Origin of the sequence: Psychromicrobium lacuslunae (assembly GCF_000950575.1) — a bacterium.
Taxonomy (GTDB): domain Bacteria; phylum Actinomycetota; class Actinomycetes; order Actinomycetales; family Micrococcaceae; genus Renibacterium; species Renibacterium lacuslunae.
Genome location: NZ_CP011005.1, coordinates 1,671,477 through 1,693,754, shown reverse-complemented (window position 1 = coordinate 1,693,754; position 22,278 = coordinate 1,671,477). Strand labels below are relative to the sequence as shown.

The 22,278-nt window shown below is 58.6% G+C and carries 21 protein-coding genes; 13 read left to right on the top strand and 8 right to left on the bottom strand.

Annotated features, from left to right (window positions below; all coding sequences use genetic code 11):
* The 3 genes from UM93_RS07865 to UM93_RS17115 all read left to right on the top strand — a co-directional run bounded on the left by UM93_RS07865 (position 1) and on the right by UM93_RS17115 (position 3,710).
* A complete protein-coding gene (locus tag UM93_RS07865) occupies positions 1-1,029 on the top strand; it encodes an ABC transporter permease (protein WP_045074833.1) in 1,029 nt (342 codons plus the stop codon).
* The gene (locus UM93_RS07860) at positions 1,026-2,708 is read left to right on the top strand and encodes a dipeptide ABC transporter ATP-binding protein (protein WP_045074832.1); all 1,683 of its coding nucleotides are present in this window, start codon (positions 1,026-1,028) and stop codon (positions 2,706-2,708) included. Before UM93_RS07865 ends, UM93_RS07860 begins: the two co-directional genes overlap by 4 nt.
* 204 nt (positions 2,709-2,912) lie before the next feature.
* Positions 2,913-3,710, top strand: a complete 798-nt coding sequence (locus tag UM93_RS17115; RefSeq protein WP_052663687.1) for a DUF3472 domain-containing protein — start codon at positions 2,913-2,915, stop codon at positions 3,708-3,710.
* 64 nt (positions 3,711-3,774) lie between these two features.
* Here UM93_RS17115 and UM93_RS07850 read toward each other — a convergent pair whose 3' ends face one another.
* The gene (locus UM93_RS07850; protein ID WP_052663686.1) at positions 3,775-5,214 is read right to left on the bottom strand and encodes an MFS transporter; all 1,440 of its coding nucleotides are present in this window, start codon (positions 5,212-5,214) and stop codon (positions 3,775-3,777) included.
* A 116-nt stretch (positions 5,215-5,330) separates the two neighbouring features.
* Here UM93_RS07850 and UM93_RS07845 point away from each other — a divergent pair, with 116 nt between their 5' ends.
* Genes UM93_RS07845 through UM93_RS07835 form a run of 3 tightly spaced genes read left to right on the top strand, consistent with a single transcriptional unit; the run spans position 5,331 to position 7,635 of the window.
* The gene (locus UM93_RS07845; protein ID WP_045074830.1) at positions 5,331-6,206 is read left to right on the top strand and encodes a helix-turn-helix transcriptional regulator; all 876 of its coding nucleotides are present in this window, start codon (positions 5,331-5,333) and stop codon (positions 6,204-6,206) included.
* A gap of 60 nt (positions 6,207-6,266) precedes the next feature.
* Positions 6,267-6,647: a chorismate mutase gene (locus UM93_RS07840; protein ID WP_045074828.1), complete on the top strand. Its 381-nt coding sequence runs from the start codon at positions 6,267-6,269 to the stop codon at positions 6,645-6,647.
* On the top strand, positions 6,634-7,635 hold the full coding sequence (locus UM93_RS07835; RefSeq protein WP_045074826.1) for a uroporphyrinogen decarboxylase/cobalamine-independent methonine synthase family protein: 1,002 nt from the start codon (positions 6,634-6,636) through the stop codon (positions 7,633-7,635). The genes UM93_RS07840 and UM93_RS07835 overlap by 14 nt, the downstream gene beginning before the upstream one ends.
* Before the next feature lie 36 nt (positions 7,636-7,671).
* Here the strand turns inward: UM93_RS07835 and UM93_RS07830 are convergent, their stop codons facing one another.
* Complete coding sequence (locus tag UM93_RS07830; RefSeq protein WP_045074824.1) at positions 7,672-8,376, bottom strand: DUF4166 domain-containing protein; 705 nt, start codon at positions 8,374-8,376, stop codon at positions 7,672-7,674.
* Positions 8,377-8,595: 219 nt separating this feature from the next.
* On the opposite strand from UM93_RS07830, the gene UM93_RS07825 reads away from it, so the two are divergent.
* On the top strand, positions 8,596-9,204 hold the full coding sequence (locus UM93_RS07825) for an ATP-dependent Clp protease proteolytic subunit (RefSeq protein ID WP_045077076.1): 609 nt from the start codon (positions 8,596-8,598) through the stop codon (positions 9,202-9,204).
* A complete protein-coding gene (locus UM93_RS07820; protein ID WP_045074822.1) occupies positions 9,204-9,803 on the top strand; it encodes a ClpP family protease in 600 nt (199 codons plus the stop codon). The genes UM93_RS07825 and UM93_RS07820 overlap by 1 nt, the downstream gene beginning before the upstream one ends.
* A gap of 35 nt (positions 9,804-9,838) precedes the next feature.
* Here UM93_RS07820 and UM93_RS18055 read toward each other — a convergent pair whose 3' ends face one another.
* The 6 genes from UM93_RS18055 to UM93_RS07790 all read right to left on the bottom strand — a co-directional run bounded on the left by UM93_RS18055 (position 9,839) and on the right by UM93_RS07790 (position 16,002).
* Positions 9,839-10,186, bottom strand: a complete 348-nt coding sequence (locus tag UM93_RS18055; RefSeq protein ID WP_082057058.1) for a helix-turn-helix domain-containing protein — start codon at positions 10,184-10,186, stop codon at positions 9,839-9,841.
* 86 nt (positions 10,187-10,272) lie between these two features.
* Complete coding sequence (locus UM93_RS07810; RefSeq protein ID WP_045074820.1) at positions 10,273-11,565, bottom strand: DUF58 domain-containing protein; 1,293 nt, start codon at positions 11,563-11,565, stop codon at positions 10,273-10,275.
* Between the two features lie 11 nt (positions 11,566-11,576).
* Positions 11,577-12,647: an AAA family ATPase gene (locus UM93_RS07805; RefSeq protein ID WP_045074818.1), complete on the bottom strand. Its 1,071-nt coding sequence runs from the start codon at positions 12,645-12,647 to the stop codon at positions 11,577-11,579.
* Between the two features lie 3 nt (positions 12,648-12,650).
* Positions 12,651-13,958: a DUF4350 domain-containing protein gene (locus UM93_RS07800; RefSeq protein WP_045074817.1), complete on the bottom strand. Its 1,308-nt coding sequence runs from the start codon at positions 13,956-13,958 to the stop codon at positions 12,651-12,653.
* On the bottom strand, positions 13,955-14,638 hold the full coding sequence (locus UM93_RS07795; RefSeq protein WP_045074816.1) for a DUF4129 domain-containing protein: 684 nt from the start codon (positions 14,636-14,638) through the stop codon (positions 13,955-13,957). The genes UM93_RS07800 and UM93_RS07795 overlap by 4 nt, the downstream gene beginning before the upstream one ends.
* Complete coding sequence (locus tag UM93_RS07790) at positions 14,638-16,002, bottom strand: DUF7847 domain-containing protein (protein WP_157874120.1); 1,365 nt, start codon at positions 16,000-16,002, stop codon at positions 14,638-14,640. Before UM93_RS07790 ends, UM93_RS07795 begins: the two co-directional genes overlap by 1 nt.
* 169 nt (positions 16,003-16,171) lie before the next feature.
* Here UM93_RS07790 and mtrA point away from each other — a divergent pair, with 169 nt between their 5' ends.
* From mtrA to hpf, 5 genes are all read left to right on the top strand, one after another.
* Positions 16,172-16,846: an MtrAB system response regulator MtrA gene (gene mtrA / locus UM93_RS07780; RefSeq protein ID WP_045074812.1), complete on the top strand. Its 675-nt coding sequence runs from the start codon at positions 16,172-16,174 to the stop codon at positions 16,844-16,846.
* Between the two features lie 10 nt (positions 16,847-16,856).
* On the top strand, positions 16,857-18,581 hold the full coding sequence (gene mtrB / locus UM93_RS07775) for an MtrAB system histidine kinase MtrB (protein ID WP_045074810.1): 1,725 nt from the start codon (positions 16,857-16,859) through the stop codon (positions 18,579-18,581).
* Positions 18,571-20,310: an LpqB family beta-propeller domain-containing protein gene (locus UM93_RS07770; RefSeq protein ID WP_162183377.1), complete on the top strand. Its 1,740-nt coding sequence runs from the start codon at positions 18,571-18,573 to the stop codon at positions 20,308-20,310. The genes mtrB and UM93_RS07770 overlap by 11 nt, the downstream gene beginning before the upstream one ends.
* Before the next feature lie 99 nt (positions 20,311-20,409).
* On the top strand, positions 20,410-21,324 hold the full coding sequence (locus UM93_RS07765) for a ComF family protein (protein ID WP_052663685.1): 915 nt from the start codon (positions 20,410-20,412) through the stop codon (positions 21,322-21,324).
* A 199-nt stretch (positions 21,325-21,523) separates the two neighbouring features.
* Positions 21,524-22,234 (top strand): ribosome hibernation-promoting factor, HPF/YfiA family, encoded by a 711-nt coding sequence (gene hpf, locus UM93_RS07760; protein ID WP_045074807.1) that lies wholly within the window; start codon positions 21,524-21,526, stop codon positions 22,232-22,234.
* The last annotated feature ends 44 nt before the right edge of the window (positions 22,235-22,278 follow it).

Here is a 22,278-nt window from a genome sequence, read left to right as displayed (position 1 = left end):
ATGACCACAGTACAGACCCCGGTTACCGGAGCCGCGCAACGCGGTGGCTTCCTCGGCAGACTGCCGATCATTTCGCACCTCAGAATCAGCGTCGGGCTGCAGCGCGGCATGCTCATTGTGGGCACCGTGCTGACCGGTCTTTTCGTACTGACCGCGATTTTCGCGCCCTTGGTGGCACCCTATCGCTACGATCAAATTAGCAATGCACAGGGCGATTTCCCCACCCAGGCGGCGCCCTCGGCACAGCATCTTTGGGGTACCACGGTGGGCGGCTATGACGTCTTCTCCCGCACGCTCTGGGGAGCGCAGACTGCGGTATCGGTGATCGTGATCGCGGTGCTGCTTTCGATCTTCATTGGCGTCATACTCGGTCTGCTCTCCGGCTATATCGGCGGTTGGCTGGACCGGGTGCTGGTGGTGATTGCGGACGCTATTTTCGCCTTCCCGTCCTTGTTGCTGGCTATCGTGATGTCAATCATCATTAGCGGTGGACGCTCGGACCTTTGGGGTGGTATCTTCGCGGCGGCAATCTCCATCACGGTGGTTTTTGTGCCGCAGTATTTCAGGGTGATTCGTGCCGAAACTGTCCGGCTCAAGGCCGAGCCGTTTGTCGAGTCAGCCAAGGTGGTCGGCGCTTCAACCTGGCGAATCGTGGGCAGGCATATCTTTAAGAACGCCACCCGGACCCTACCGCTGATCTTCACGCTGAATTCCTCCGAGGCCATTCTGACCCTGGCGGGCCTAGGCTTCCTCGGCTTTGGCATTGAACCGACTGCGGCGGCCGAATGGGGCTTCGATCTGAATAAGGCGTTGGCGGATGCCACCAGTGGCATCTGGTGGACCGGGGTGTTCCCGGGAGCTGCCATTGTGCTGACCGTGCTCGGGCTGACTCTGGTGGGCGAGAGCATGAACGACCTCAATGATCCGCGCTTGCGGGGCCGTCGTCGTCCCGGTAAGAAACAATCGGCAGCACCCGCCGCAGCGGCTGAGCTAAGTGACAATTCGGCGTCGCAGGGAGGCCAAGCATGAGCGAGAAGGCAGCAGCCAATAGTGTTCTAGATATTGAACACCTCAAGGTGACCTTTGCCACCGATGGCGGCGACGTTAAAGCCGTTGACGATGTCAGCCTTTCAGTTGCCCCGGGTGAAGTGGTGGCCATTGTCGGCGAATCCGGTTCGGGCAAGACTGTCACCGCCAAGACCATCCTGGGGCTTTTGCCCGAGACCGCGCTCAGCTCCGGCACCGTCCTGGTGAGTGGACATGACGTGGTCTCGATCTCACAACGCGAATTGCGTGCTGTGCGTGGCCGAGATGTCTCGATGGTGTTTCAAGAACCTTCGACTGCGCTCAACCCGGTTTACAGCGTGGGCTGGCAGATCGCCGAGGGGCTGCGCGCCCATCGGGCTAAGAACGGCGGCAAGATCTCCCGCAAGGAGGCTAAGGCCGCCGCTATTGAGGCGCTGCGCAAAGTGGGTATGCCGGAACCGGAGAAGCGGGTGGACTACTACCCGCATCAGTTCTCCGGCGGGCAAAAGCAGCGTGTGGTGATAGCCGCCGCGCTAGCGCTCAACCCTTCACTCATTGTGGCGGACGAACCGACTACCGCCCTTGATGTCACGGTACAGGCCGAGATCCTCGAACTGCTCCGCGACGTCCGGGATAAGTTCGGCACCTCCATTGTGCTGATCACCCACAATATGGGTGTGGTTGCCGATCTCGCTGACCGTGTCGTCGTGATGTACAAGGGCGATGTGGTCGAGGAGGCCTCCGCGAAGGAACTGTTCGCCGCACCGCAGCAGGAATACACCAAGAACCTGCTGGCCGCGGTTCCGCACCTCGGTCGCCATTCGGCCTCACAGGGCCAAACCGAACGGGCGCATCAGGATGCTGAAGTATTGGTGTCAGCACGTGACCTGGTGATCGAATACCCGGGTCGCTTCGGTCGGGCTGGTTTCCGTGCGGTGGACGAGGTTAGTTTCACCATCTCTGCTGGCGAGGTCTTTGGCCTGGTCGGTGAATCCGGCTCCGGCAAGACCACGATTGGCCGTGCCATCGCGGGCCTGAATCGCACCACCGGTGGTTCGCTGCAGGTGCTTGGCTATGAAATGCTGAATTTCAAGGAGCGCAGCTTTAAACCGCACCGCAAGGACATCGGCTTCGTTTTCCAAGACCCGGCGGCCTCCTTCAACCCGCAGCTGAAGATCGGTGAGTGCGTTGCTGAGCCGTTGTTGATTCACACCTCGGATTCACCGAGCCAGGTGAAGAAGCGGGTCGCCGAGTTATTGGAAGCGGTGCAGTTACCAGCTTCCTATGCTGATCGTTATCCGCATGAACTTTCCGGCGGACAACGTCAACGGGCCTCACTCGCCCGATCCCTGGCGCTCAACCCGAAGCTGTTAATCGCCGACGAGCCTACTTCGGCGCTCGACGTCTCGGTGCAGGCGAAGGTGCTTGAACTTTTCAAGGAGATCCAGGCTGAATTTGGCTTCGCGGCGCTTTTCATTAGCCATGATCTCGCGGTGGTGGACATGCTCTCGGAGTGGGTTGGCGTGCTCTATAAAGGCAAGCTGGTCGAAGAGGGCATCGGCTCCCAGGTGATGGGAGATCCGCAGCATGAGTACACCAAGCGACTGATTGCCTCGCTGCCGGTGCCGGATCCGGAACAGCAGGCCCGACGGCGCGAAGCGCACCGGGGTTTGCTTAGCTAGCCTGAGCGAAGCTAGCGGCGGAAGGGCTGGGATCGGCGAATAGCCAATCCCAGCCTTTTTTGTGGGAACTTTCGGCTAAGGAGTCCGAAAGCTAGCTGGGAATACGCTCACAATTTCCAGAATTTACAATTTTTGCGAAAAAATCTAGCTATTCTGACTGAGCTGAGGGGCATTCGATCATATTCGATCAATGGGAGTAAAAATATGAAGACAAATTTTAGGCTTGCGGTCATTGGTGCCGCCGCCGTCTTATCATTGTTTCTGCCAATCGGTGCCGCTCATGCCGCGGGCGATCCGGGTGCTATCAGCGCCAGCGGACCACAGCACTTCATTACCAAGAGCTACTCGATTCCAGCGGCTAATCAGGACTTCAGTTACACCGTCAAGGTGAATACCGCCTTAGCGACCGACAATATTTACTACGCGCAATACAACTACGCGGAAGCCGATGACGGCGGATACTATTCTGGAATTCAACCGCATCCAGACGGAACGGTGAATGTGCGTTTCTCATTCTTTGGTGCGGGGGCTACTCCGATTGGCTCAAATTGTGACTCCGGCGCCGATGGTGATTCCGGCGTGACCTGCGCCCTCGATGGCTTGGCCTATCGGGTCGGCACTAAATACACGATTACCTCTCATCGGCAGTCCGACGCTAACGGGGTGACCTACACGGGCACTATTACTAATCTGTCGACCGGAGTGAAGACGACTATTGGCGCTTGGCGGTTACCGGCAAATTACGGTGGATTCAGCGATCAGATGACTGCCTTCATCGAAAGGTTTTGGGGCATCTCCAGCTGTGCTGATATTCCCGCGGTATCGGTCGACTACAGCAATATCACGGTGGGCGGCACCGCCGTTTCAATCAGTCCGGTGAACAAAGTCGCTGGTTTTGTGCCGGGAAGCAATGGCATCTACCGATGCAACGACGTCTCTGATTATCAGCTCACCAGCAATGGAGCTGGAAACTATTCAGTTCGCTCTCAGATAAGTTCCTAAGCAGCGTAACTAGCGGGGTCTGGGCAGCAGACCAGACCCCGCCAATCTCGGTTTTGGTCGGCGCTTAGCTTGTTATTACGCTATCGCTGGGGCTCTTGGCGGGTCGGTGCAACCGCCAAGCCAAGGTGCCAAAAACCGCGGCAGCCAAAGCCTGAATCGCCATGCACACCGCGAAGCCGCCCGAGAAGCCCACTGCTTCGAGTTGCGAGAGGGTGAAATACACCCCGCCGAGCACCGCCACTCCGAGCGAGAAACTCAGTTGCTGAGCAGTACTAAAGAGGCCGCCGCTCAGCCCGGCCGCCCAGCTAGGAATCTGACTCATCACGGTCTGCACCAACGGCCCAAACATCAGTGCTTGCGAGGCGCCGAGCAGTACCAAGGCCACCTGCAGGTGCCATTGCTGGACACCGAGGCCCTCGACCATGAGCTCAACGCCGAGAGCGATCAGGGCGACAATCTGCGCCGACGCGCCGACCAACATGGTGTGTTTTCCGAGTCGAGCGGTAACCCGATGTAAATAAAAGGAAGTGAAGACAAACGCCAAGGCAAACAGCACAATGGCTAAACCAGAAGAAAGCCCGCTGTAACGCATACCGCGCTGAGTCAGCGATGAGAATTCAAACATAAAGGCCCCGTAGCCGGTGTAGAACAGTAAGTTCATCGCCAAACCCATTCGCAGTGCAGGCACCTTGAATAGCGCCGGCGGTGCCAGCGGGATCTTGCCCTGACCCTCGACCCGTAATTCCCAACGGGCGAAGCAGAAACCGAGGACGGCGCTGATGAGCAGCAGTGCGATCGCAAGCCACAACACGGATCCGGTGGAGAACAAAGTCATCGACACCACGAAGCTCGCCAGCGCTAAGCCGAGCAGCGCCGAACCAAAACCGTCCATCGCCAGCGGTGCAGTGGAGCTAGTCGCTTGGGCGCTACGTAGCAGGGCGAAAATCAGCAGCGCCATTAGCGCGCTGAGCCACATCACCGGTCGCCAGCTTTGGCCGAAGAGGTTCAGGCTCAGCAAGCCGCCACTGACCATCTGTCCGACCACGGTGCCAAGCCCCGAGACTGCGCCGAAAACGGCTAAGGCCCGGGTGCGCAATGCCCCGCTAGAGGTCGCTTGGATAGTGGAGAGGATCTGCGGCATCAGCAGGCCGACGCCGATGCCCTGGCTGGCTCGACTACTAATCAGGAAGGCCGTCGAGTCGCTAAAAGCCGCTGCCACCGAAGCCGCTGCGAAGAGCAGCAAGCCTAGTCCGAAGAGGCGACGGCGACCGAAGCGGTCTCCCAAGCGACCAGCGAAAATCAGGATGGCCGCCAGCAAAGTGCTGTAAGAACTGAGGATGAAACTTTGTTCGGCACCGCTTGCGTTGAACTCTGCTGACACCGAGGGCAGGATGAGGTTCGCCGCACCAAAGGTAAAGGTGCCGAGAAAGGTGCCGGCATACCACACGGTGTAGCTGGCGACCCGCTGTTTCTTTGCTGATTCGGGTGTCGCGGTAAGAGTCATAGTGCTACTCTGAACCTAGATTTATCCTGTTACCAGGATCGTATTTATCCTAGTATTAGCACTGCCTGTCTAGAGTAAGGGACGGCAGTCAGGTAAAGAACGACAAAAAGGTAATTATGAGCAGCAAATCTCGTCTCGAACTTGGTCAGTTCCTGCGTGATCGCCGGAACCGATTACGGCCCTTTGACGTGGGACTCCCCAGCTTCGGTCGCCGTCGCACCCCCGGACTGCGCCGTGAGGAAGTAGCCCAGCTCGCCGGGGTGGGCGTGACCTGGTACACCTGGCTGGAACAAGGCCGAGACATCAAGGCCTCGGGCCAGGTGCTCAAGGCGATCGCTCATGCTTTGCGGTTAGATAGCAGCGAACAACGGCACCTCTTCACCCTGGCGGGTTCTGATAGTCGGCCTGCCGCGGCGGAATGCGAAGAGGTCAGCGATCATCATTTGGCGGTGCTGGAGAAAATGCTGCCCTACCCCTGCGCTATCCAGAATGGTCGTTACGATTTGCTGGCTTGGAACCGGGTCTATCGTTTCTTGATCGGCGATGTTGAGGAGGGAGTAGCCGGTCAGCCTCGCAACTGCCTTTCAATGGTTTTTAACGATCCGGCCTGGCGGAGAGCCTATGGTGAGCGTTATGCCGAAGTCTGCCACAGTATGGTGGCTAGGTTCCGGGCCAATATGGCAGCTCATCTTGATGAATCGGATTGGACCGAACTGGTCGAGCAGCTTCATACGGAGTCGTCCTACTTTTCCGATGTCTGGCAGGCGCAACAAGTTCAGCAGGCCTCTACCGAAGTTAAAATCTTCAATAGCCCCAGGGTAGGCGGGCTACGGCTGCAGTTCACCACCTTCTGGTTGGACCAACAGCGTGACACTCGATTGATGACGGTTACTCCGCTGGATGAACTCTCGGCTAATCGGCTGGCAAAACTTGACGACATGATGAACTCAGAACCTGCGGTGTCGCGTCGTGGCTTGGCTCATGCCGCTTGAATGCCGAAATGTTCGAGATCCGCGAATAGTCAGTTGGCTGCTTCATGAGAGACTGGCAGGATGAGTTCGACGCACGAAGAATTTGACCCTACGGCAAGCTCGCTCGCTGGCCAAGTGGCTCCCGAGGTGATGGCGGAGCTACTTGCGGTTCGATCGAGCATTGATAATTTTGACGCGGCCCTGGTTCACCTTCTGGCCGAGCGATTCAAGGCCACCCAGCGGGTCGGGGTGCTCAAAGCCCGGCATCAGTTACCTGCCGGTGATCCGGATCGTGAGGCAGCCCAAATCGAGCGGCTCAAGGCATTGGCGGAGGAAGCGCAACTGGACCCCGCCTTCGCGGAGAAATTCTTGAACTTCATCATCTCCGAAGTGATTCGCAACCATCGAGCCATCTCGCAAACCCAAAATCCGGCTGCCAGCGAACTCAATGATCAAAGCTAGCGGTAGCGGTCAGTGGCCGGGGCAAGACGTTCCGGAAGCCGACCAAGTCATCTTTGGCGAACTTGGTGATCCACATTTGCCTTTCTTACCGGAGCTGCCCGCGCGGGGCGTCGGCGCCGACCGGGTCGGCCGGAGCGCTGCGGTGCTCACCGAGCTGCCCGTGGATCTGCAATCCTATGGCTGGCGGCTAACTCAACGCCCCGGCGCCGATCTGCAGCGAGCCCGAAGTTTCCTGGCCTCCGATCTGAATATGATCGCCGATGTGGTGGGTGTCCAGCAGAGCGTGGTTCCCGAACTGAAAGTTCAGTTACTCGGCCCGCTCAGCCTAGCCGCCGCCCTACATTTGCCGCTCGGTGAACGGGCGATTTCCGACCTTGGCGCACGACGTGACATTGCGGACTCGCTAGCTGCAGGATTGAGCGATCACCTTTCCGCAGTGCGGGAGGCAGCCCCTGACAGCCGGCTGGTCTTGCAGATCGATGAGCCCGAGGCCAAAAGAGCGCTGAGCGGTGCGATTCCCACGGTGAGTGGCTACCGTCGGATCAGGTCGGTGTCACGGCAAGAAACTCGAATGCTCTGGAGCACGCTGATTGAGGCAGCGCAGCGCGCTGGGGCCGAAGAAACCCTGCTTTCGATTCCCGGGGGTTCCCTGACTGAAGCATTGGAAAGCGACTTCGACGGGGTGGCCCTACCAGCCACAGATCTTGATGCGCAGCGCTGGGAACAAGTGGCGCCCGCCCTCGAAGCTGGGCGACGGCTTTGGCTCGGCATCGACACGGTATTGGATGCCCGGATCAGTACCAGGCAACGCGCGGAGTCGGTGTGGCGTACCTGGCGCACCTTGGGTCTGCCCGCCAGCTTACTGAGCCAGTTGCGGCTGATCGAAGCGGCAGACTTTGCACAGAGCACGCCTGAGGCGGTGAAAGTCGCGCTGGGCAGATTAACCGATCTGAGCGACGCGCTGCAACAGTTCGCGGCACAGGAATAGCCCGCTCGAGGGGGCTTCGATTCGCTGAGGAATGGCTTAGCTGCGGGTTTCCCAACGTTGCGGCTGCGCCGAGTGGGGGAGTCGACTCGGCACCCCATGTGCCGCCGCTTCGTGAGCTGGGTAGGGTTTGAGCTGATAGTCGAAGCCGCCCGCGTAGACCAGGATCAGCCCGATTTGCGGATGAATGACTTTGACCTGGATACGATGTTTGCCAGCTTCTGCATCCCACCACTGCAGCGTGTAGGCCTTGGCGTCGAGCGCAGCAGGTAATCGCAGCTTGAGCTGCCGGGTGAACAGCCTGCTGGTATGCGAGACGGCCCGCAACTTCCGGTCAGCCGCCACCGACAAGCTCAGCTCGGTGGCTAAGCGATGGTGCTTGCCAACATAGTCGATCAACCGACCGTCCACAATGCTGCTGGTGTCCTCGAAGACGCGCTGCTGGGCTGGGAAGCTCAGCGTGCGTCGCGCGGTCAGGCTTGGTCGACCGAAGGGGTCAATATGTGAATGGTTCTCGATCTGAAACGGCACCTGCTCGCCATATTCCGGGAAGAACGCCTGTTCGCTGGCGCTCAACCGCAGGAACGGACGCAACCAGGCCTGCGGGCACCCCGCCACGTCGAAGACTCCGGTGCCCAGTCCGTAGTATCCGGAGCCTGGAGCGAGTGAGAAGTACTCTTGCACTTCAGGCTGTAAGCGGGCAAAGTCCTCGCCCAGCAACTGGGCATAGATTCCTTGGCTCACCGGAGCGTTGTTGGGCAGTAGTCAGACATCTCTTCAGGTTATCTCAGCAATCGGCATGATTTTTCCCCGCTCGACTAGAACTCAACGCTCTGCCCAATGAAAATCTGCTCAGCGCGAATCTGCTTAGCGCAGATCTGCTCAGCGCAGATCTGCTCAGCGCAGATCTGCGTTGAGCAGAGCAAGCTAGTCGGCCTGAGGGTGATTCGAAAGGATCGGCATATGACAACTCAGACGGTGCCGATCAACGCGGCCTTGGACGAACAATTAGCGCTCCGGTTACTGCATCAGCGAATCATCGTGCTGGGCAGTGAAGTGGATGACGAGGTGGCCCACCGAGTCGTCTCGCAATTGCTGCTACTCTCGGCCGAAGACCCGCAAGCCGATATTAGCTTGTATATCAACTCTCCTGGCGGCTCGGTGACCGCTGGGATGGCGATCTACGACACCATGCAAATTATCCCCAATCAGGTGAGCACGCTGGCAATGGGCTTGGCTGCCAGTATGGGGCAGATCCTGCTTTGCGCCGGTGCAGCGGGGAAACGGTATGCGCTGCCACATACCAGGATTCTGATGCATCAGGGTTCGGCCGGGGTGCAGGGAACCACCGCTGACGTGGAGATTCAGGAGCGCAACTTGCGTCAGATTGAAGACATGGTCAATGGGCTGCTTGCTCATCACATTGGCAAAGAGGTCGCGCAGATTGAGTCCGATAGTGACCGGGACCATTGGTTCTCGGCCGCGCAAGCCAGAGAATACGGGATGGTGGACCAGGTGCTGGAAAGTATCGACCTGGCTCCCTCCATGAAGGCCCGAAAGGTAGGCATCTAATGGCCCAATACACCATCCCTACCGTGATCGAACGCAGCCCGCTAGGTGAGCGTAGCTTCGATGTGTTCTCCCGCTTAGTAAGGGATCGAATCATCTTCGTTGGCACCGAAATTGACGATGATGTGGTGAACGTGATCATGGCACAGCTGCTCTACCTGGAGTCAGATAACCCGGACGAAGATATCAACCTTTACATCAACTCTCCGGGTGGTTCGCACACCTCGCTGATGGCCATCTACGACACCATGAGCTATGTGCGGCCGGATGTTGCCACTACCTGCATGGGCCAGGCGGCCTCTGCCGCAGCCGTGTTGCTGGCGGCTGGCGCTGCCGGCAAACGAGCCGTGCTGGCACACTCCCGGGTGTTGCTGCACCAACCCTCGGGGCAGGGCAGGGGCACCATTACCGATTTGTCCCTGCAAGCCAAGGAACTGAGCAGAGTGCGTGCCCAGGTTGAGCAGGTACTCAGTAGGCACACCCGTCAAAGTGTTGAAACGCTGAGAGCCGACACCGCACGAGATAAGATTTTCACCGCGGAGGAAGCAATCAACTATGGCCTAGCCGACGCCATCGTCAGTTCTAGGAAGTTACGAAACTAACCCGAACCTAGCGCGAATGCAGCATGTGACCGAGCTCAGGCTGCCAGCAATAAGGTGGTGATCTGAGTTTGCTGAGAGGCGCTTTGCAAACCGTGCAGCTCGGTGCTCTCGCCTGTGTTCTCACCGTCAATGATGCGTAATTGAAGGTATTGAAGGTATTGCCGGTGAGCTGCTTTGGTGAGCATCGAGACATTGCTGCCCAGGCCCCGACAGACCGCGGCGAGAATTTCCGATGACGGTTCCTTACGGCCACGCTCTATCTCCGAAAGGTACTGCATTGAAATACCAGCAGCCGCAGCGACTTCCTCGAGTTTCTTGCCCTGACGTAGCCGAGCACGGCGCAATAACAGTCCGTGGACTTCGCGTAATAGCGGTTCAGACATACCGTTCCTCCCGAGCTTCTCAGCCCAGCCTAGTTTCGTGCTGAACCCGGCGGTAGCCTGTTCACCCTGAGCGCAGGATCGCGAAGTTATAGCCGGCCCGCCGCTTTGAGTCGAATGTACATATCGGCAAGCTTTGGTGGCAGCTCGGCAGGGTTGGCATCGACGACCTCGGCACCGGCCTGTCTGAGCTGAGCGGTGACCGCGGCACGATCCAGGATGGCCCGTTCTGCCGCAGCCGCCCGATACACCTCGGTGCTGCTGCTGCGCTGCACGCGTAGCTCCCCGAGCACGGGATCCAAGACTGAGGCAACGACCACCAGATGGTTTTGACTCAGCTGATTGACCATCGGGATCAAGCCTTCTTCGGCGGCTCCGGAGTCGAGCGAGGTGAGCAACACCACGAGTGAGCGATGAGCCGAAATCGCCCTCACTTGGGCTGGAATTTGAGTCCAGTCCATCTCGATCAACTCGGAGTCCAGCGGTGCCATTGCCTGCACTAGGGCGGAGAGTAAGTTACCTTTATGGCTCGAGGCCACCCGGGCTCGGGCGCGCCGATCGAAGGCTAAGAAGTCGACCCGATCGCCGCCACGATCTGCCAACACGGACAGCAGTAGCGCGGCCTCAATTTCGGTATCAAGCCTGGGTTCGTCATCGATCCGGGCGGCTGAGGTGCGTGAGGTGTCCATCACGATGACGACCCGGCGGTCCCGCTCGGGGCGCCAGGTCCTGACCACCACCGCCTGCCGCCGTGCGGTAGCCCGCCAGTCAATGGAGCGCACATCATCACCCCTGACGTAGTCCCGCAGTGAGTCAAATTCGGTACCGGCGCCACGGATCTGAACTGCCGCTCGGCCATCCAGTTCGCGAAGTCGACGTAACTTCGAGGGCAGATGTCGTTTCGAGCGAAACGGCGGCAAGACTCGCAGCCTGCCCGGTACGGTTACGGTGAGTTGCCGGGCAGCGACCCCGAGCGGGCCGAAGGAACGGACAGTGACCTGCTGGCTGGAGAGATCTCCGCGACGACGGGGCCGCAGCGAAACAGTGAGCCGGCGTCGCTGCTGTGCCGGAAGGTCAAGCTTCTGCCGTGGATTAGCCGCCCCCGCCGAGGGCTGCCAACCGTCACGAACCAGCGCTCGCAGGCGTCGCTTACCATTATTGGCGATCACCAAGGTGCTTAGGCAACTTTCATCAAGTCGCACCGACTCCGGTAATTGACGGGCGAAGCGCAGCCCTCGTGGCGAGGCGGCCAGCAAGAAGTCCAGCAGAAAAACCACTATCAGTAGCGCGACCCAGCAGAGTATGGTGACCGGCTGCGGGAAAAGCACGATGGGGATCAGGCCAAGAAGAGCCAGCAGCACCAATCGCCCGGTAATGACCATTTCGACGCTTCCTAGCGGGGGACCGGAACGGTAGCCAGAATGCTGGCCAGCACATCATCGACTTGAACGCCGTCCATCTGCGCTTCCGGTCGTAGCCCCACCCGGTGACGCAGCGCGGGTAGGCTGAGCGCTTTGACGTCATCCGGGGTGACGAAGCTACGGCCGGATAGCCAGGCCCAAACCCGCGAAGTGTTCAATAAGGCAGTGGCGCCACGAGGCGAGACTCCGAGCTGGAAGGAGGGTGCAGAGCGGGTGGCTCGAACGATATCGACGATGTAGGAGAGCACCTCAGCGGAGATTTCCACCGCCGAGATAGCTTGCCTGGCCAGGTCCAACTCAGCGATTCCAGCTACTGGTCGGACGCCAGCCGCTGCCAGATCCCGAGGATCGAAGCCCAGACTGTGGCGTCGCACCACCTCAATTTCCTCATCTCGGTTGGGTAAGGGCATGCTGAGCTTGAGCAGAAAACGATCGAGTTGAGCCTCGGGCAACGGATAGGTTCCTTCGTACTCCACCGGATTCTGGGTTGCCGCGACAATAAAGGGCACCGGCAGCGGGCGAGTGACCCCGTCGGCGGAAACTTGACGCTCTTCCATCGCCTCCAGCAGCGAAGCCTGAGTCTTCGGTGGGGTTCGGTTGATTTCATCGGCCAGCAAAATATTGGTGAAGACTGGACCTTCGCGGAAGGTGAATTCCGAACTGTGCGCATCGTAGATTAGTGAGCCGGTGACATCGCCGGGCATCAGATCCGGGGTGAACTGGACACGCTTGGTGTCCAAGCTCAGCGCGGTCGACAGCGCCCTGACTAAAAGGGTCTTAGCGACGCCGGGTACGCCCTCAAGCAGCACATGACCACGAGCCAGTAGCGCGATCAGGATTCCGGTCACGGTGGAATCCTGACCGACCACGGCCTTAGCCACCTCGGTGCGAACCGCGAGTAAAGCCGCCCTGGCCGAGTCATCATGGGCCGGCGCGGTTGCTGTTTGGGCCGCCGGAGGAACTGGTGCCGCTGGTGCAAAGCCAGGCTGGTTTGGGGCAGTTGGCCAGTGTTGATTGGCAGCAGGATAGGGCTGTTCACTCATGGTTCAGTATTCCTTCTCTAGGTCTTTTTCAACGGCTGCTAAATCTTGGGACCAAGCTAAGAACTGCGAATCGTTGCCGGGCTCGGTGAGGAGCAGAATGCGGCGGATCTCCGGTTCCGGCAGCGAACTGTGCGCGATCACTGCGAGTACGATCGACTCCCGGCTAGCCGCCGGACCGAGTCGCAATTTCCTGGCTAGGCGTTGCAGGGTTGCTGCTCTCAGGCTTGCCGAGGCTCGGTCTAAGGCCCGACCATCCTGATACAGTCGGGCGCGTCCAGTTGCCGTCTCTGAGGCTTTGACAATGACTGGCAATGGCTCTTCAACCAGTGGCCCGTCCCGACGCCCCTTCCAGAACATCGCCAGGATCGCCACGATGACCAGCCAAACACTGACCGGCACCAACCAAGCCGGCTGTAGTGAATTCAGCGAGGGTCGCTCCGCGCTGACCGGTAGATCTTTGGCCGAGGGGAGGTACCAAACTAACTGTTGATTATGCCCGAGTAAGCGGAAAACCAAAGCTGCATTCCCGCTATGTGCCAGCCGCGCATTACTGAAAATATCAGCGTTTCCGATCACCGTCAGCTGCTGATCAGCGCTTTGCGCGAACTGCCCAGTTTTCTCGGTGTTTTTGCTCGGCTCAGATTTCTCGGACGGAGAGTCATCGGTGCTAAAACAGACGGTCGGCCCTGAGTAGAGCGCAGCTTGCTCACCATCAATTTTTCCGGCAGCCAAAGCATCCTGATTGGAGCATTTTGCCGCTACCTCATCGCCTTGATGATCACTGCCCACACTGTAAAAACCAGCCGAGGTAATCTCCGAGCTAAGCGCCTGCAGCGCTAACGGCCCCGGGCTGATCACCACGATTCGAGCTCCGCTCTGCTTGAGCTTGCTGAGCTGTTCGGAAGAGAGCAGTAACTTGGGGTCGTAAAGCAGGACAGTGGAGGATGAGGCCCCTTGCGCTGCCACCGCTTGCAAAGTGCTTTCCAGGTTATCGCTGGGCTGCACCTTAATGCCCTGTTGTTTGAGCACCTCGGCTGCCGCCATTGCTCCGGCAGGGGCAGCATTGATCGGAGAAAGCCGAGCTGCCGACTTACTCGCAGATCCGAGCGCGCCAGCCAAACTTATCGCCAGCACGAGCAGGAAAATTGCGCTGACTATTAGCCAAAAACGCCACTTACGCAGCCAGCGAGTGAAGCGCTGCCATGAGGTGCCGATTGATGTGCCATCGGCTTCAGTGGTTTTTTCCTCTGTAGTGGCTTCAGTGGCTGCAGCGGCTTCGGCGGCTTCAGTGGCAGCAGGTGAGATGCTCATTGTGGGCCCACCCATTCGAGTTGAGCGGTACTACCTTCCGCGGGTTGCGAGTCCAGCAAGGACTGATCAAGCCTGCGCAGCTCCTGATAGTCCGCTTCGCTCGCCATGCTTTGAGCAGATTTTCGCTCCGAATAGCGGATCTGATTGAAAAGTCGGGCCGTGCGCCAGAGTGGTTGGCTCTCGGACGGGAAAGCGGCAACCAGTTTCAGCGTAACTTCCTCGGCGGTGCGACCCGGTTGCGGATCGATCACCACTCGTTCTTCGGCGGCCCGGACAATGGCTCGGAAGAGTTCGGTGATGGCACTGTCGTAGTCCCCAGCCGTTGCAGCCTGAGCGGCGCGTTGACGATGCTCAGCTGCTGAGAGCGAGCTGTCGACCTCGAAGATTTCAGCATCCTCATGCTGCTGTCGCCGGAGCAGCCGGGGCCGGACCAAGAAAATAATCAACCCGATCACTATCAACGGCACCAACACCAGCAGCAGTCCAGCCAAGCCATTATCAATGTGTAGAGCCCCGGAGAGGCCGTTCAATAATGAGTTGAAGAAATCAGAGACAATTTTCATCAGTCGCTCGGCCAGCCCAGGTTGGGCATCCTGATATTGCCGTTTGGCCAATTCGTCGATCGCCCATTTCCTGGCTTGTTCAGCGTCCGGCGAGACCGGTGCGTCGAAGAACCTCATCAGCGTGCCGAGGCAGTGTTGAAAAGATCTGAAGGGGCACCGGGAATACCGTCAGGGTTCTCCTCGGTAGCCGTTTCCAGCTCCTTGAGCAAGGTCAGATCGAAACCTTCGCGGCGGATTCTCAAATCCGTGTAGATCAGAGCCAACACCCCAGTTTGGAAGGCGTAGGCGACGGCGGCGATGACATTGCTCAGCAAGGAAGCGGCAAGGTTGGCGATCAGTGCCGCCGCCACCGCATCCGAGGGGTTCATATTGGGGTTGATCAAGGGTATCAACAAAGCAAAGAGGATGCCGATGGGGGTGGAGATGATGCCAGAAATGAATCCCACAATAATTTGCGCGAGGATGTAGGTGCCGAAAGTTCGCCACCAATGGCCGTTGGTGAGGTGCCAGGAGCGTTTGATCGCCTGGAAGACCCCGACCCGCTCGACGATCACCACAGCGGGAGCAACCAGTAACTTGGCAACCACCCAGATCACCAGCACCGCGAGGCCAAGTCCTAATAGCAAAGCAATGGGAACGCTGATCACGCCAATGGTGATAATCAGCACCCCAATGATCGAGCCGAAAACCACGATCAACAGAATCGAGGCAGCCGAATAGAGCAGGGCGAGCAGTACTAAGGTCCCAATTTTTGGCTTGGCGAGCCGCCACATCTGTTTGAAGGTAGTTCGGCGATTGACGGTGGCACGCAATACCGGAATGACCAAGACACCTTGCAAAATCATGGTGCCGATCACTGTGACAAAGGCAGAGATCGACACCGCGATGGAGAAGCTAATCAGCATCGAGCTGAGCTCACCGGCCTCGGCGCTACCAAACTGGCTTCCCGTGCGGTAGCTCAGATCGCCCAGCAGGCTGAGGAAAGAGGTGAACGAGGCGCCCGCCACCAGGATGAGAATCAGAATTTGGAGCAGGGTGCTGCCTGCCTGCAACAGCAGCGCAGAACCGAACATAGCCTTACCATTGCGACGGGCAGCTTGGAAAGCGCCATCTAAAATCTCGCCGAGGCTCAGCGGCCGCAACGGAATCACGCCCGGCTTGGGTGGTGCGATGTACTGCTGCTGACCAGCCATCGGCTGAGCGGCCCATTGCGGCGGTGCTTGCTGCCCCCACTGGGCTTGTTGACCCCATTGCGCTTGTTGACCCCATTGGGGTTGCTGGCCCCATTGGGCTTGTTGACCCCACTGTGACTGAGCTTGTGGCGCCGCCGGCTGGATTGGCTGAGTCGGTCCGTTCTGCCCTGAGTCAGGCCAATGAGCAGGTAGGCCAGCAGCGGGTGCTTGGTTCGAATCGTACCTAGGCGGCTCGGTGGCACCATTCCCCGCGGGGTCTGAAGGCGGGGGATAGCCCTGCTGAGACATCGTGGACCTTTCGGGTTCTCAACGGAACACTTCGCGGCATTCCCTCAATCTTTTCTGCGATTGCTCTTAGCCTACCCAGTTAGCCCGGGGAAAGGATATATCACCGCTATTACTCTTTGTTGGGCAGGTCGATGGGACATTACACAGCCGGATAAGCGAGTATAGAGTTATGAAGGCACGTATTTTGGTCGTGGACGACGACGAAGCTCTTTCTGAGATGATCGGCATCGTTTTGCGTAATGATGGATTCGAGCCGTTTTTCTGTGCCGATGGGTCCCAGGCTCTCGAGGCGTTCCGGGCTGGAAAGCCAGACTTAGTACTGCTAGACCTGATGCTTCCCGGGCTGGACGGCATCGAGGTTTGTCGGCTGATCCGCGCGGAGTCTGATCTACCAATTGTGATGCTGACCGCGAAGGCTGACACCTCAGATGTGGTGCGTGGCTTGGAGTCCGGGGCTGATGACTATGTGCCGAAGCCTTTCAAGCCCGCCGAGCTGGTTGCTCGAGTACGGGCCAGGCTCCGGCCGGGCGAGGTGAAAACCCCCGAAACATTGAGCATTGCAGATATCACCATCGACGTCGCTGGACACCTGGTGACCAGGGGACAAGAGCGCATCTCGCTCACCCCTCTTGAGTTCGATCTGTTAGTCGCGCTGGCTCGCAAGCCTTGGCAGGTGTTCACTAGAGAACTGCTGCTAGAACAGGTTTGGGGATATCGGCACGCCGCGGACACACGTCTGGTGAATGTCCACGTGCAGCGGCTGCGCTCCAAGATTGAAATTGACCCGGAAGCTCCCGAGGTAGTGCAGACTGTGCGTGGAGTGGGATACAAGGCTGGTCAGTAGGCTGGTGAAGATGGCTGGGCTGCTCTCTCGACTGAAAGCGTTGATCAGCAAGGGATGGGCCGCGCTATCCACGCTGCTGAAGCGTGAATACGGTTGGGCCATTGGCCGATGGCGCCGATCCATGCAATTCCGCACCGTCTTGGTCACCTTGTTGGTGACCTTTCTCACCGTTGGCGGCGTCGGTATCTTCCTGTCTAATCAAATTGCCAATGGTTTATTCCAGGAACGGTTAGAGCAGGCCACCGCTGAAGCCAAACGCAGCGTGGCTAGGGTGCAAAACAAATTCGATGGCACCAATAGTCTGCAAGTGACAGATAAGGCGGGCTTGGTCGGGCTGGCGCAGGGAGTTTTGAAAGATCTCAGCGGAGACACCCCGGATACCAACCGTGGTTACTTGTTGGTGCTGGTGCCTGGCCAGAACAGCCAGCTAGCACTGGCGACCTCGATTACCAGTGCTGAGAATGGCTCAATAACTCCCGCCATCCTGCCCGACGATTTGCGTAGCTCAGTTCGAGGAAGCTCGAAATCCGAATTATTTTGGAAGTCAATTGCCCTGCCGGTGGACGACAAAGGTAGCCACCCGGCGCTTGCCATGGGTGGCAAGGTGGACCTGGTAGGTACCAGCTACGAACTGTATTTGGTCTTCGACCTCAATAAGACCCAGGACACCCTGAACTATATCCAGTCGGTGCTCTGGATATCCGGAGCGGCGATCTTGTTACTGATCGGCGGAATCACCTGGTACGTCACTCGGAACGTGGTGCAACCGGTGAGCCAGGCCGCTTTGGTCGCGGAGAAGCTGGCCGCCGGCGAGTTGCAGGAGCGGATGAATGCTCGGGGTGAGGATGAGGTCGCCAGACTAGCTGACTCCTTTAATAAGATGGCTACCGCCTTGCAAGACCAGATCAACCAGCTCGCCTCACTGTCGCAGATGCAGCGTAACTTCGTCTCCGATGTCTCACATGAATTGCGCACCCCGCTCACTACGGTGCGGATGGCTGCCGAAGTGCTTTATGAGTCACGGGATTCCTTCGATCCGGTCAATCGTCGATCGGCGGAGCTGATGTACCACCAAGTCGAAAGATTCCAAGACTTGCTGGCTGATCTATTGGAGATATCCAGGTTCGACGCGGGTGCTGCGGTGCTGGACTGGGAGTCTCAAGACCTGTTTAGCGTGATTGATCGAGTGATTGATGCCGCTCAACCACTGGCAGATCAGATCGGTTCCACCATGACAGTGGTCTCGGCCGTCGAAGGCGACCATTGCGTGCTGGAGATGGACTCGCGACGGATCGAGCGAATTTTGCGCAATCTGATCGTAAATGCTTTAGAACACGGTGAGAAGAAACCGGTGGAAATCTTTGTCGCCGCCGATGCTGAAGTAGTCGGTATTGCCGTCCGGGATCATGGAATCGGGATGGATCAAGAGGTGCTCAGCCGGGTCTTCGACCGTTTCTGGCGGGCCGATCCGGCGCGGGCCAGAACCACCGGTGGTAGCGGTCTTGGGCTGGCAATCGCCACCGAGGACAGCCATCTCCACCATGGCAAGCTCGAGGTGTGGGCGCGTCCCGGCGAAGGCTCATGCTTCCGTCTCACCTTGCCGCGCCGCCGAAATATCGTTGTCGATCACTCACCGGTGAACCTGCCACCCGAGGAAGATCCAACGCAATTAGCGCCAGAGCTGCTGGAATTTGATGAGTCGCTCAAGGCAGTGGGGAGTTCCGATGAGAAGTAGTGCACAGCGAATGATCGCTGTCTTGACGCTATTGGTTCTGGCCCTGGCCGGTTGCGCTGGCATCCCCACCGGCGGCGCGGTGGGTCAGGTCCAGAACAGCCCAAGTTCAGGCTCCGATAATCTCAATATCGGCTACAGCGAGCAGCCTCCGGCGCCGGACGCTGACCAGCGCGGTATCGTAGTGGGCTTTCTCAACGCAGCCACCGGGGTCGGTAATAATTTCCAGGTTGCCCGGAAGTATTTGACCAGCGCCGCAGAGGCTTCCTGGAAGAGCGGGCAGCGTACCGTGGTGTATTCAGAGTCGCCGGAGATCGTGACCAGCGGCAATAGTGGTGCGGTGAGCGCGAATCTCAAAGTGCAATCTATTGTCGACTCCACCGGTGTGCGCACCCCCTCGGCTCCCGGTGCGGTCGAGTCCTTGAAATTCAATTTGGTGAAAGTCGCCGGGGAATGGCGGATCGACTCCCTGCCCGATGGCATCGCGCTCGCCACCAATCTCTTTACTGACCTTTTCAAGCATTACGCGCTTTATTTTTACGATCCGGGATTCAGCTATTTAGTCCCCGATGTCAGGTGGCTTCCCGGCAAGGGGGACTCTGTGGCAATCAGCATCGTGAAGGCTTTGCTAGATGGCCCGGCGAACTATTTGCGCGGCGCAGTGGCCAGCGCCTTCCCGGATAGCATTCGCTTGGAATCTCCCACCGTGCCGATTGAGAATTCAATCGCTACCGTGGACATCTCCGCCAAACCACTGCTGGATGCCTCGCCGAGCACCAAATTGCAAATGCAAACTCAACTCTTGGCGACCTTGCAGGGCGGTTTGAATACCGTCACCGGGGTTCGGATGCGGGCGGGTTCGGACCAGATAGTGTTGGGCTCTGATCCACAACCTGCTGACAAGCTAAAACCGCCTGCGGTGAGTGGGCGGCTGATTGGCATCTCGAATAATGACCTGGCCTACCTGGACGGAAATGTGATCGGTCCGATTGCTGGTGTTGCTTCGGTGGCGCAGTTGGAACCGAGCAACCCTGCGCAGAGCTATCGGCTTTTCGCCGATGGCGGTGCGGTGGCCTTCCTCAATGCGACCGGCTCCTCGCTATACACCATCGCGCCCGGGCAAACGGTAGTCAAGCCGGTCAGTGCAACGAAACTCAGCACCCCGTCCTTCTCACCCAGTAATTGGGTATGGACAGCTGCCGGTGACGGCAGTGGAAATGTTTATGCGAGCCATCCGGGTGGACAAGGAACAAATCAGAACCCAGTGGTAGTGCTTAACATCGACTGGCTCAAGGGAAGAACCGTAAATTCCTTCCGAATTTCCCGGGACGGCACTCGAGCGTTGGTAGTTTCCACCGCCAACGGTCAGAGTCGAGTGCAGTTGACCGGTATCCTCCGCCAAGACACCACCGCTGAGAGCGCGCCGCGTGACCTTACTGATCCGAGCACCATCTATCTCAGCAACACGGCAATCAGCGAAGGCTACTGGGCCGGGGAGAGCAGTTTTGTGCTTTACGCCCCGGGGGCGAAGGAGGTCACTCCGATCGATGTTGAGCTGACCCAAGACGGGGCGCAGATGCCAACCCTCACGGGTTTACAGCAACTCAGCGTTGGTAACAGCATTACCGAGCTATACGCCCTGGATGCCAAAGGTACACTCTATAAATCCTCGGCCGGTTCATGGGCTGAGCTGCCGACTAAGGGCATCTCAGACTTAGCTTTCGCCGGTTAGTTGTCTCGACGCCCCCCATTTCGGTGCTGGTTCCTCACAACGATTCGGCAAATCGGGAAGCTGGCTGACTGGGGCTGGGAGATCTGACAGGCTGAGCACATGTCGGGTGCGATATTGGCAGAAAACAGCGGAGCTGAGGAGGCAGCCAAGGGCTCCGCGCAACATCGGGCTGAGCCAAGAGGCCGTTGGCAGTGGCTCTTTGATCAATTGCTCCAGGCCGCTGAGGCAGTCGCGGACCTGGTCTTCCCCAGGGTGTGTGCGAGCTGTGAGCGGCCGGCCGTTGTGCTCTGCTCAGATTGTCACCGCGCGTTGAGCAGGGCGACTCGGTTCCCGGTCAGAGCCGAGATGCTCGCCGAATCGCTCAGTTCGGCCCAGATCGTCAGCAATGCCGGGGCTGTTCCAATGACGGTGCTAGCGGCTGGGATGTATCGCGACCACCTGGCCCGGGTCATCTTGGCCTTTAAGAACCACTCGGCACTACCTTTGGCCAAGCCGCTAGCTCAAGCGCTCTGGCGGACTCTAGTAGAAATCGCTCATTCGGAAGGCTTTTTTGAACAGGGAGTCTCCGGGCTCCCCAGTAGATCAATGATGCAGCGGAAGCCAGGCCGGCAACCTGGCCTGCCACTCTTGGTACCGGTGCCGGGCACCGGTACCGCTTATCGGCGCCGCGGATACCATCCATTGCTGGTCTTGCTCGCCGCCTTGCAGCGACAGGCGGGTACCAAGCTACCGGTCAGAAAATTACTCCGCCGCTCCTGGCGGGCGGGCTTCCGGGGTAGTGCTCAGCCTGGACTTTCGGCGCGGCAGAGACGTCGCCGACTCGCTGGCAGCATGCTGGTGCCAGCCCGGCTGAGCCGTCGCCGGGCGGGATCGCAGTGTCTGCTGGTTGATGATGTGATGACCACCGGAGCAACCCTTGCGGAGGCTAAGCGTGCCCTTGAGCAGGCTGGCCTCTCGGTGGTTGCCGCCATCGTGCTGGCCGCTGTGCCGAAATATCAGCAGACCATTGAGTAGAGGTTGGGCCAAAGATGGCCAGCAGGTGAAGATACAGAGGATTCCCAGAAAATAATTCGCCTCAAAAGGGTGAATAACGACACGCTTTGAACTAACGTGAGTTAACGGGTACCCATCAAAGGGAAAAGACCCGTCGGCGGTCTGCTAAGCAGGATCCAGAAGCCGGCCGCCGCGTCACTTTCGTCACGTGGAGGGCACTATGGAATTCATGATCAGCGGCCGCAATCTCACCGTCTCAGACCGGTTCCGTGAATACGCTTCGGAAAAAATCTCCAAGCTCGAACACCTCGCGGAAAAGGTCCAACGCATTGACGCAAAAGTGTCTAAGCAGAGCAATGCACGTACTGCTGATCCTCAGCTCACCGTTGAACTCACTGTGCAAGGCCGTGGAGCAGTGATTCGGGCCGAAGCTCACGCCGCGGATAAATTCGCTGCCTTCGATGTCGCCTACGGAAAGCTTCTGGAGCGACTTCGCAGAGTCAAAGACCGAAAGAAGATTCATCACGGCAGGCACACTCCGATTGCGGTCAGCGAAGCGACCGCAGGTCTGGAACCCGTCGGTACCGGGCCGATTGCGCTGGTCCAGGAGGAAGCGAAAGCAGAGCAAGCGGAGCGCTCACCCTATGAGATCGACAACGATATTCCGGCCGGCGATTCTCCGGTTCTGATCCGTCGAAAAGTTTTCCCAGCTGCCGCGATGACGGTTGACGACGCGGTGGACAATATGGAACTGGTGGGGCACGATTTCTACCTTTTCGTGGACGCCGAGACTAACGCTCCGTCTGTGGTGTACCGCCGCCGCGGTTGGACTTACGGCGTGATCACCTTGGACGCCGATTGCACCGAAGAATCTGCCCCGGCAGAACAGATCCTGGCCTACCGCTCAGATGACCGGACGGTTGCATCCTAGAAACAGTTGAATCATAGGGGTTATTGCGGACTCAAATCGTCCGC

Bases quoted from the DNA above. Each gene is read 5' to 3' on its own strand.
- UM93_RS07865 (WP_045074833.1), top strand. From the start codon at position 1: ATGACCACAGTACAGACCCCGGTTACCGGAGCCGCGCAACGCGGTGGC.
- UM93_RS07860 (WP_045074832.1), top strand. From the start codon at position 1,026: ATGAGCGAGAAGGCAGCAGCCAATAGTGTTCTAGATATTGAACACCTC.
- UM93_RS17115 (WP_052663687.1), top strand. From the start codon at position 2,913: ATGAAGACAAATTTTAGGCTTGCGGTCATTGGTGCCGCCGCCGTCTTA.
- UM93_RS07850 (WP_052663686.1), bottom strand. From the start codon at position 5,214: ATGACTCTTACCGCGACACCCGAATCAGCAAAGAAACAGCGGGTCGCC.
- UM93_RS07845 (WP_045074830.1), top strand. From the start codon at position 5,331: ATGAGCAGCAAATCTCGTCTCGAACTTGGTCAGTTCCTGCGTGATCGC.
- UM93_RS07840 (WP_045074828.1), top strand. From the start codon at position 6,267: ATGAGTTCGACGCACGAAGAATTTGACCCTACGGCAAGCTCGCTCGCT.
- UM93_RS07835 (WP_045074826.1), top strand. From the start codon at position 6,634: ATGATCAAAGCTAGCGGTAGCGGTCAGTGGCCGGGGCAAGACGTTCCG.
- UM93_RS07825 (WP_045077076.1), top strand. From the start codon at position 8,596: ATGACAACTCAGACGGTGCCGATCAACGCGGCCTTGGACGAACAATTA.
- UM93_RS07820 (WP_045074822.1), top strand. From the start codon at position 9,204: ATGGCCCAATACACCATCCCTACCGTGATCGAACGCAGCCCGCTAGGT.
- UM93_RS18055 (WP_082057058.1), bottom strand. From the start codon at position 10,186: ATGTCTGAACCGCTATTACGCGAAGTCCACGGACTGTTATTGCGCCGT.
- UM93_RS07810 (WP_045074820.1), bottom strand. From the start codon at position 11,565: ATGGTCATTACCGGGCGATTGGTGCTGCTGGCTCTTCTTGGCCTGATC.
- UM93_RS07805 (WP_045074818.1), bottom strand. From the start codon at position 12,647: ATGAGTGAACAGCCCTATCCTGCTGCCAATCAACACTGGCCAACTGCC.
- UM93_RS07800 (WP_045074817.1), bottom strand. From the start codon at position 13,958: ATGAGCATCTCACCTGCTGCCACTGAAGCCGCCGAAGCCGCTGCAGCC.
- UM93_RS07795 (WP_045074816.1), bottom strand. From the start codon at position 14,638: ATGAGGTTCTTCGACGCACCGGTCTCGCCGGACGCTGAACAAGCCAGG.
- UM93_RS07790 (WP_157874120.1), bottom strand. From the start codon at position 16,002: ATGTCTCAGCAGGGCTATCCCCCGCCTTCAGACCCCGCGGGGAATGGT.
- mtrA (WP_045074812.1), top strand. From the start codon at position 16,172: ATGAAGGCACGTATTTTGGTCGTGGACGACGACGAAGCTCTTTCTGAG.
- mtrB (WP_045074810.1), top strand. From the start codon at position 16,857: ATGGCTGGGCTGCTCTCTCGACTGAAAGCGTTGATCAGCAAGGGATGG.
- UM93_RS07770 (WP_162183377.1), top strand. From the start codon at position 18,571: ATGAGAAGTAGTGCACAGCGAATGATCGCTGTCTTGACGCTATTGGTT.
- UM93_RS07765 (WP_052663685.1), top strand. From the start codon at position 20,410: ATGTCGGGTGCGATATTGGCAGAAAACAGCGGAGCTGAGGAGGCAGCC.
- hpf (WP_045074807.1), top strand. From the start codon at position 21,524: ATGGAATTCATGATCAGCGGCCGCAATCTCACCGTCTCAGACCGGTTC.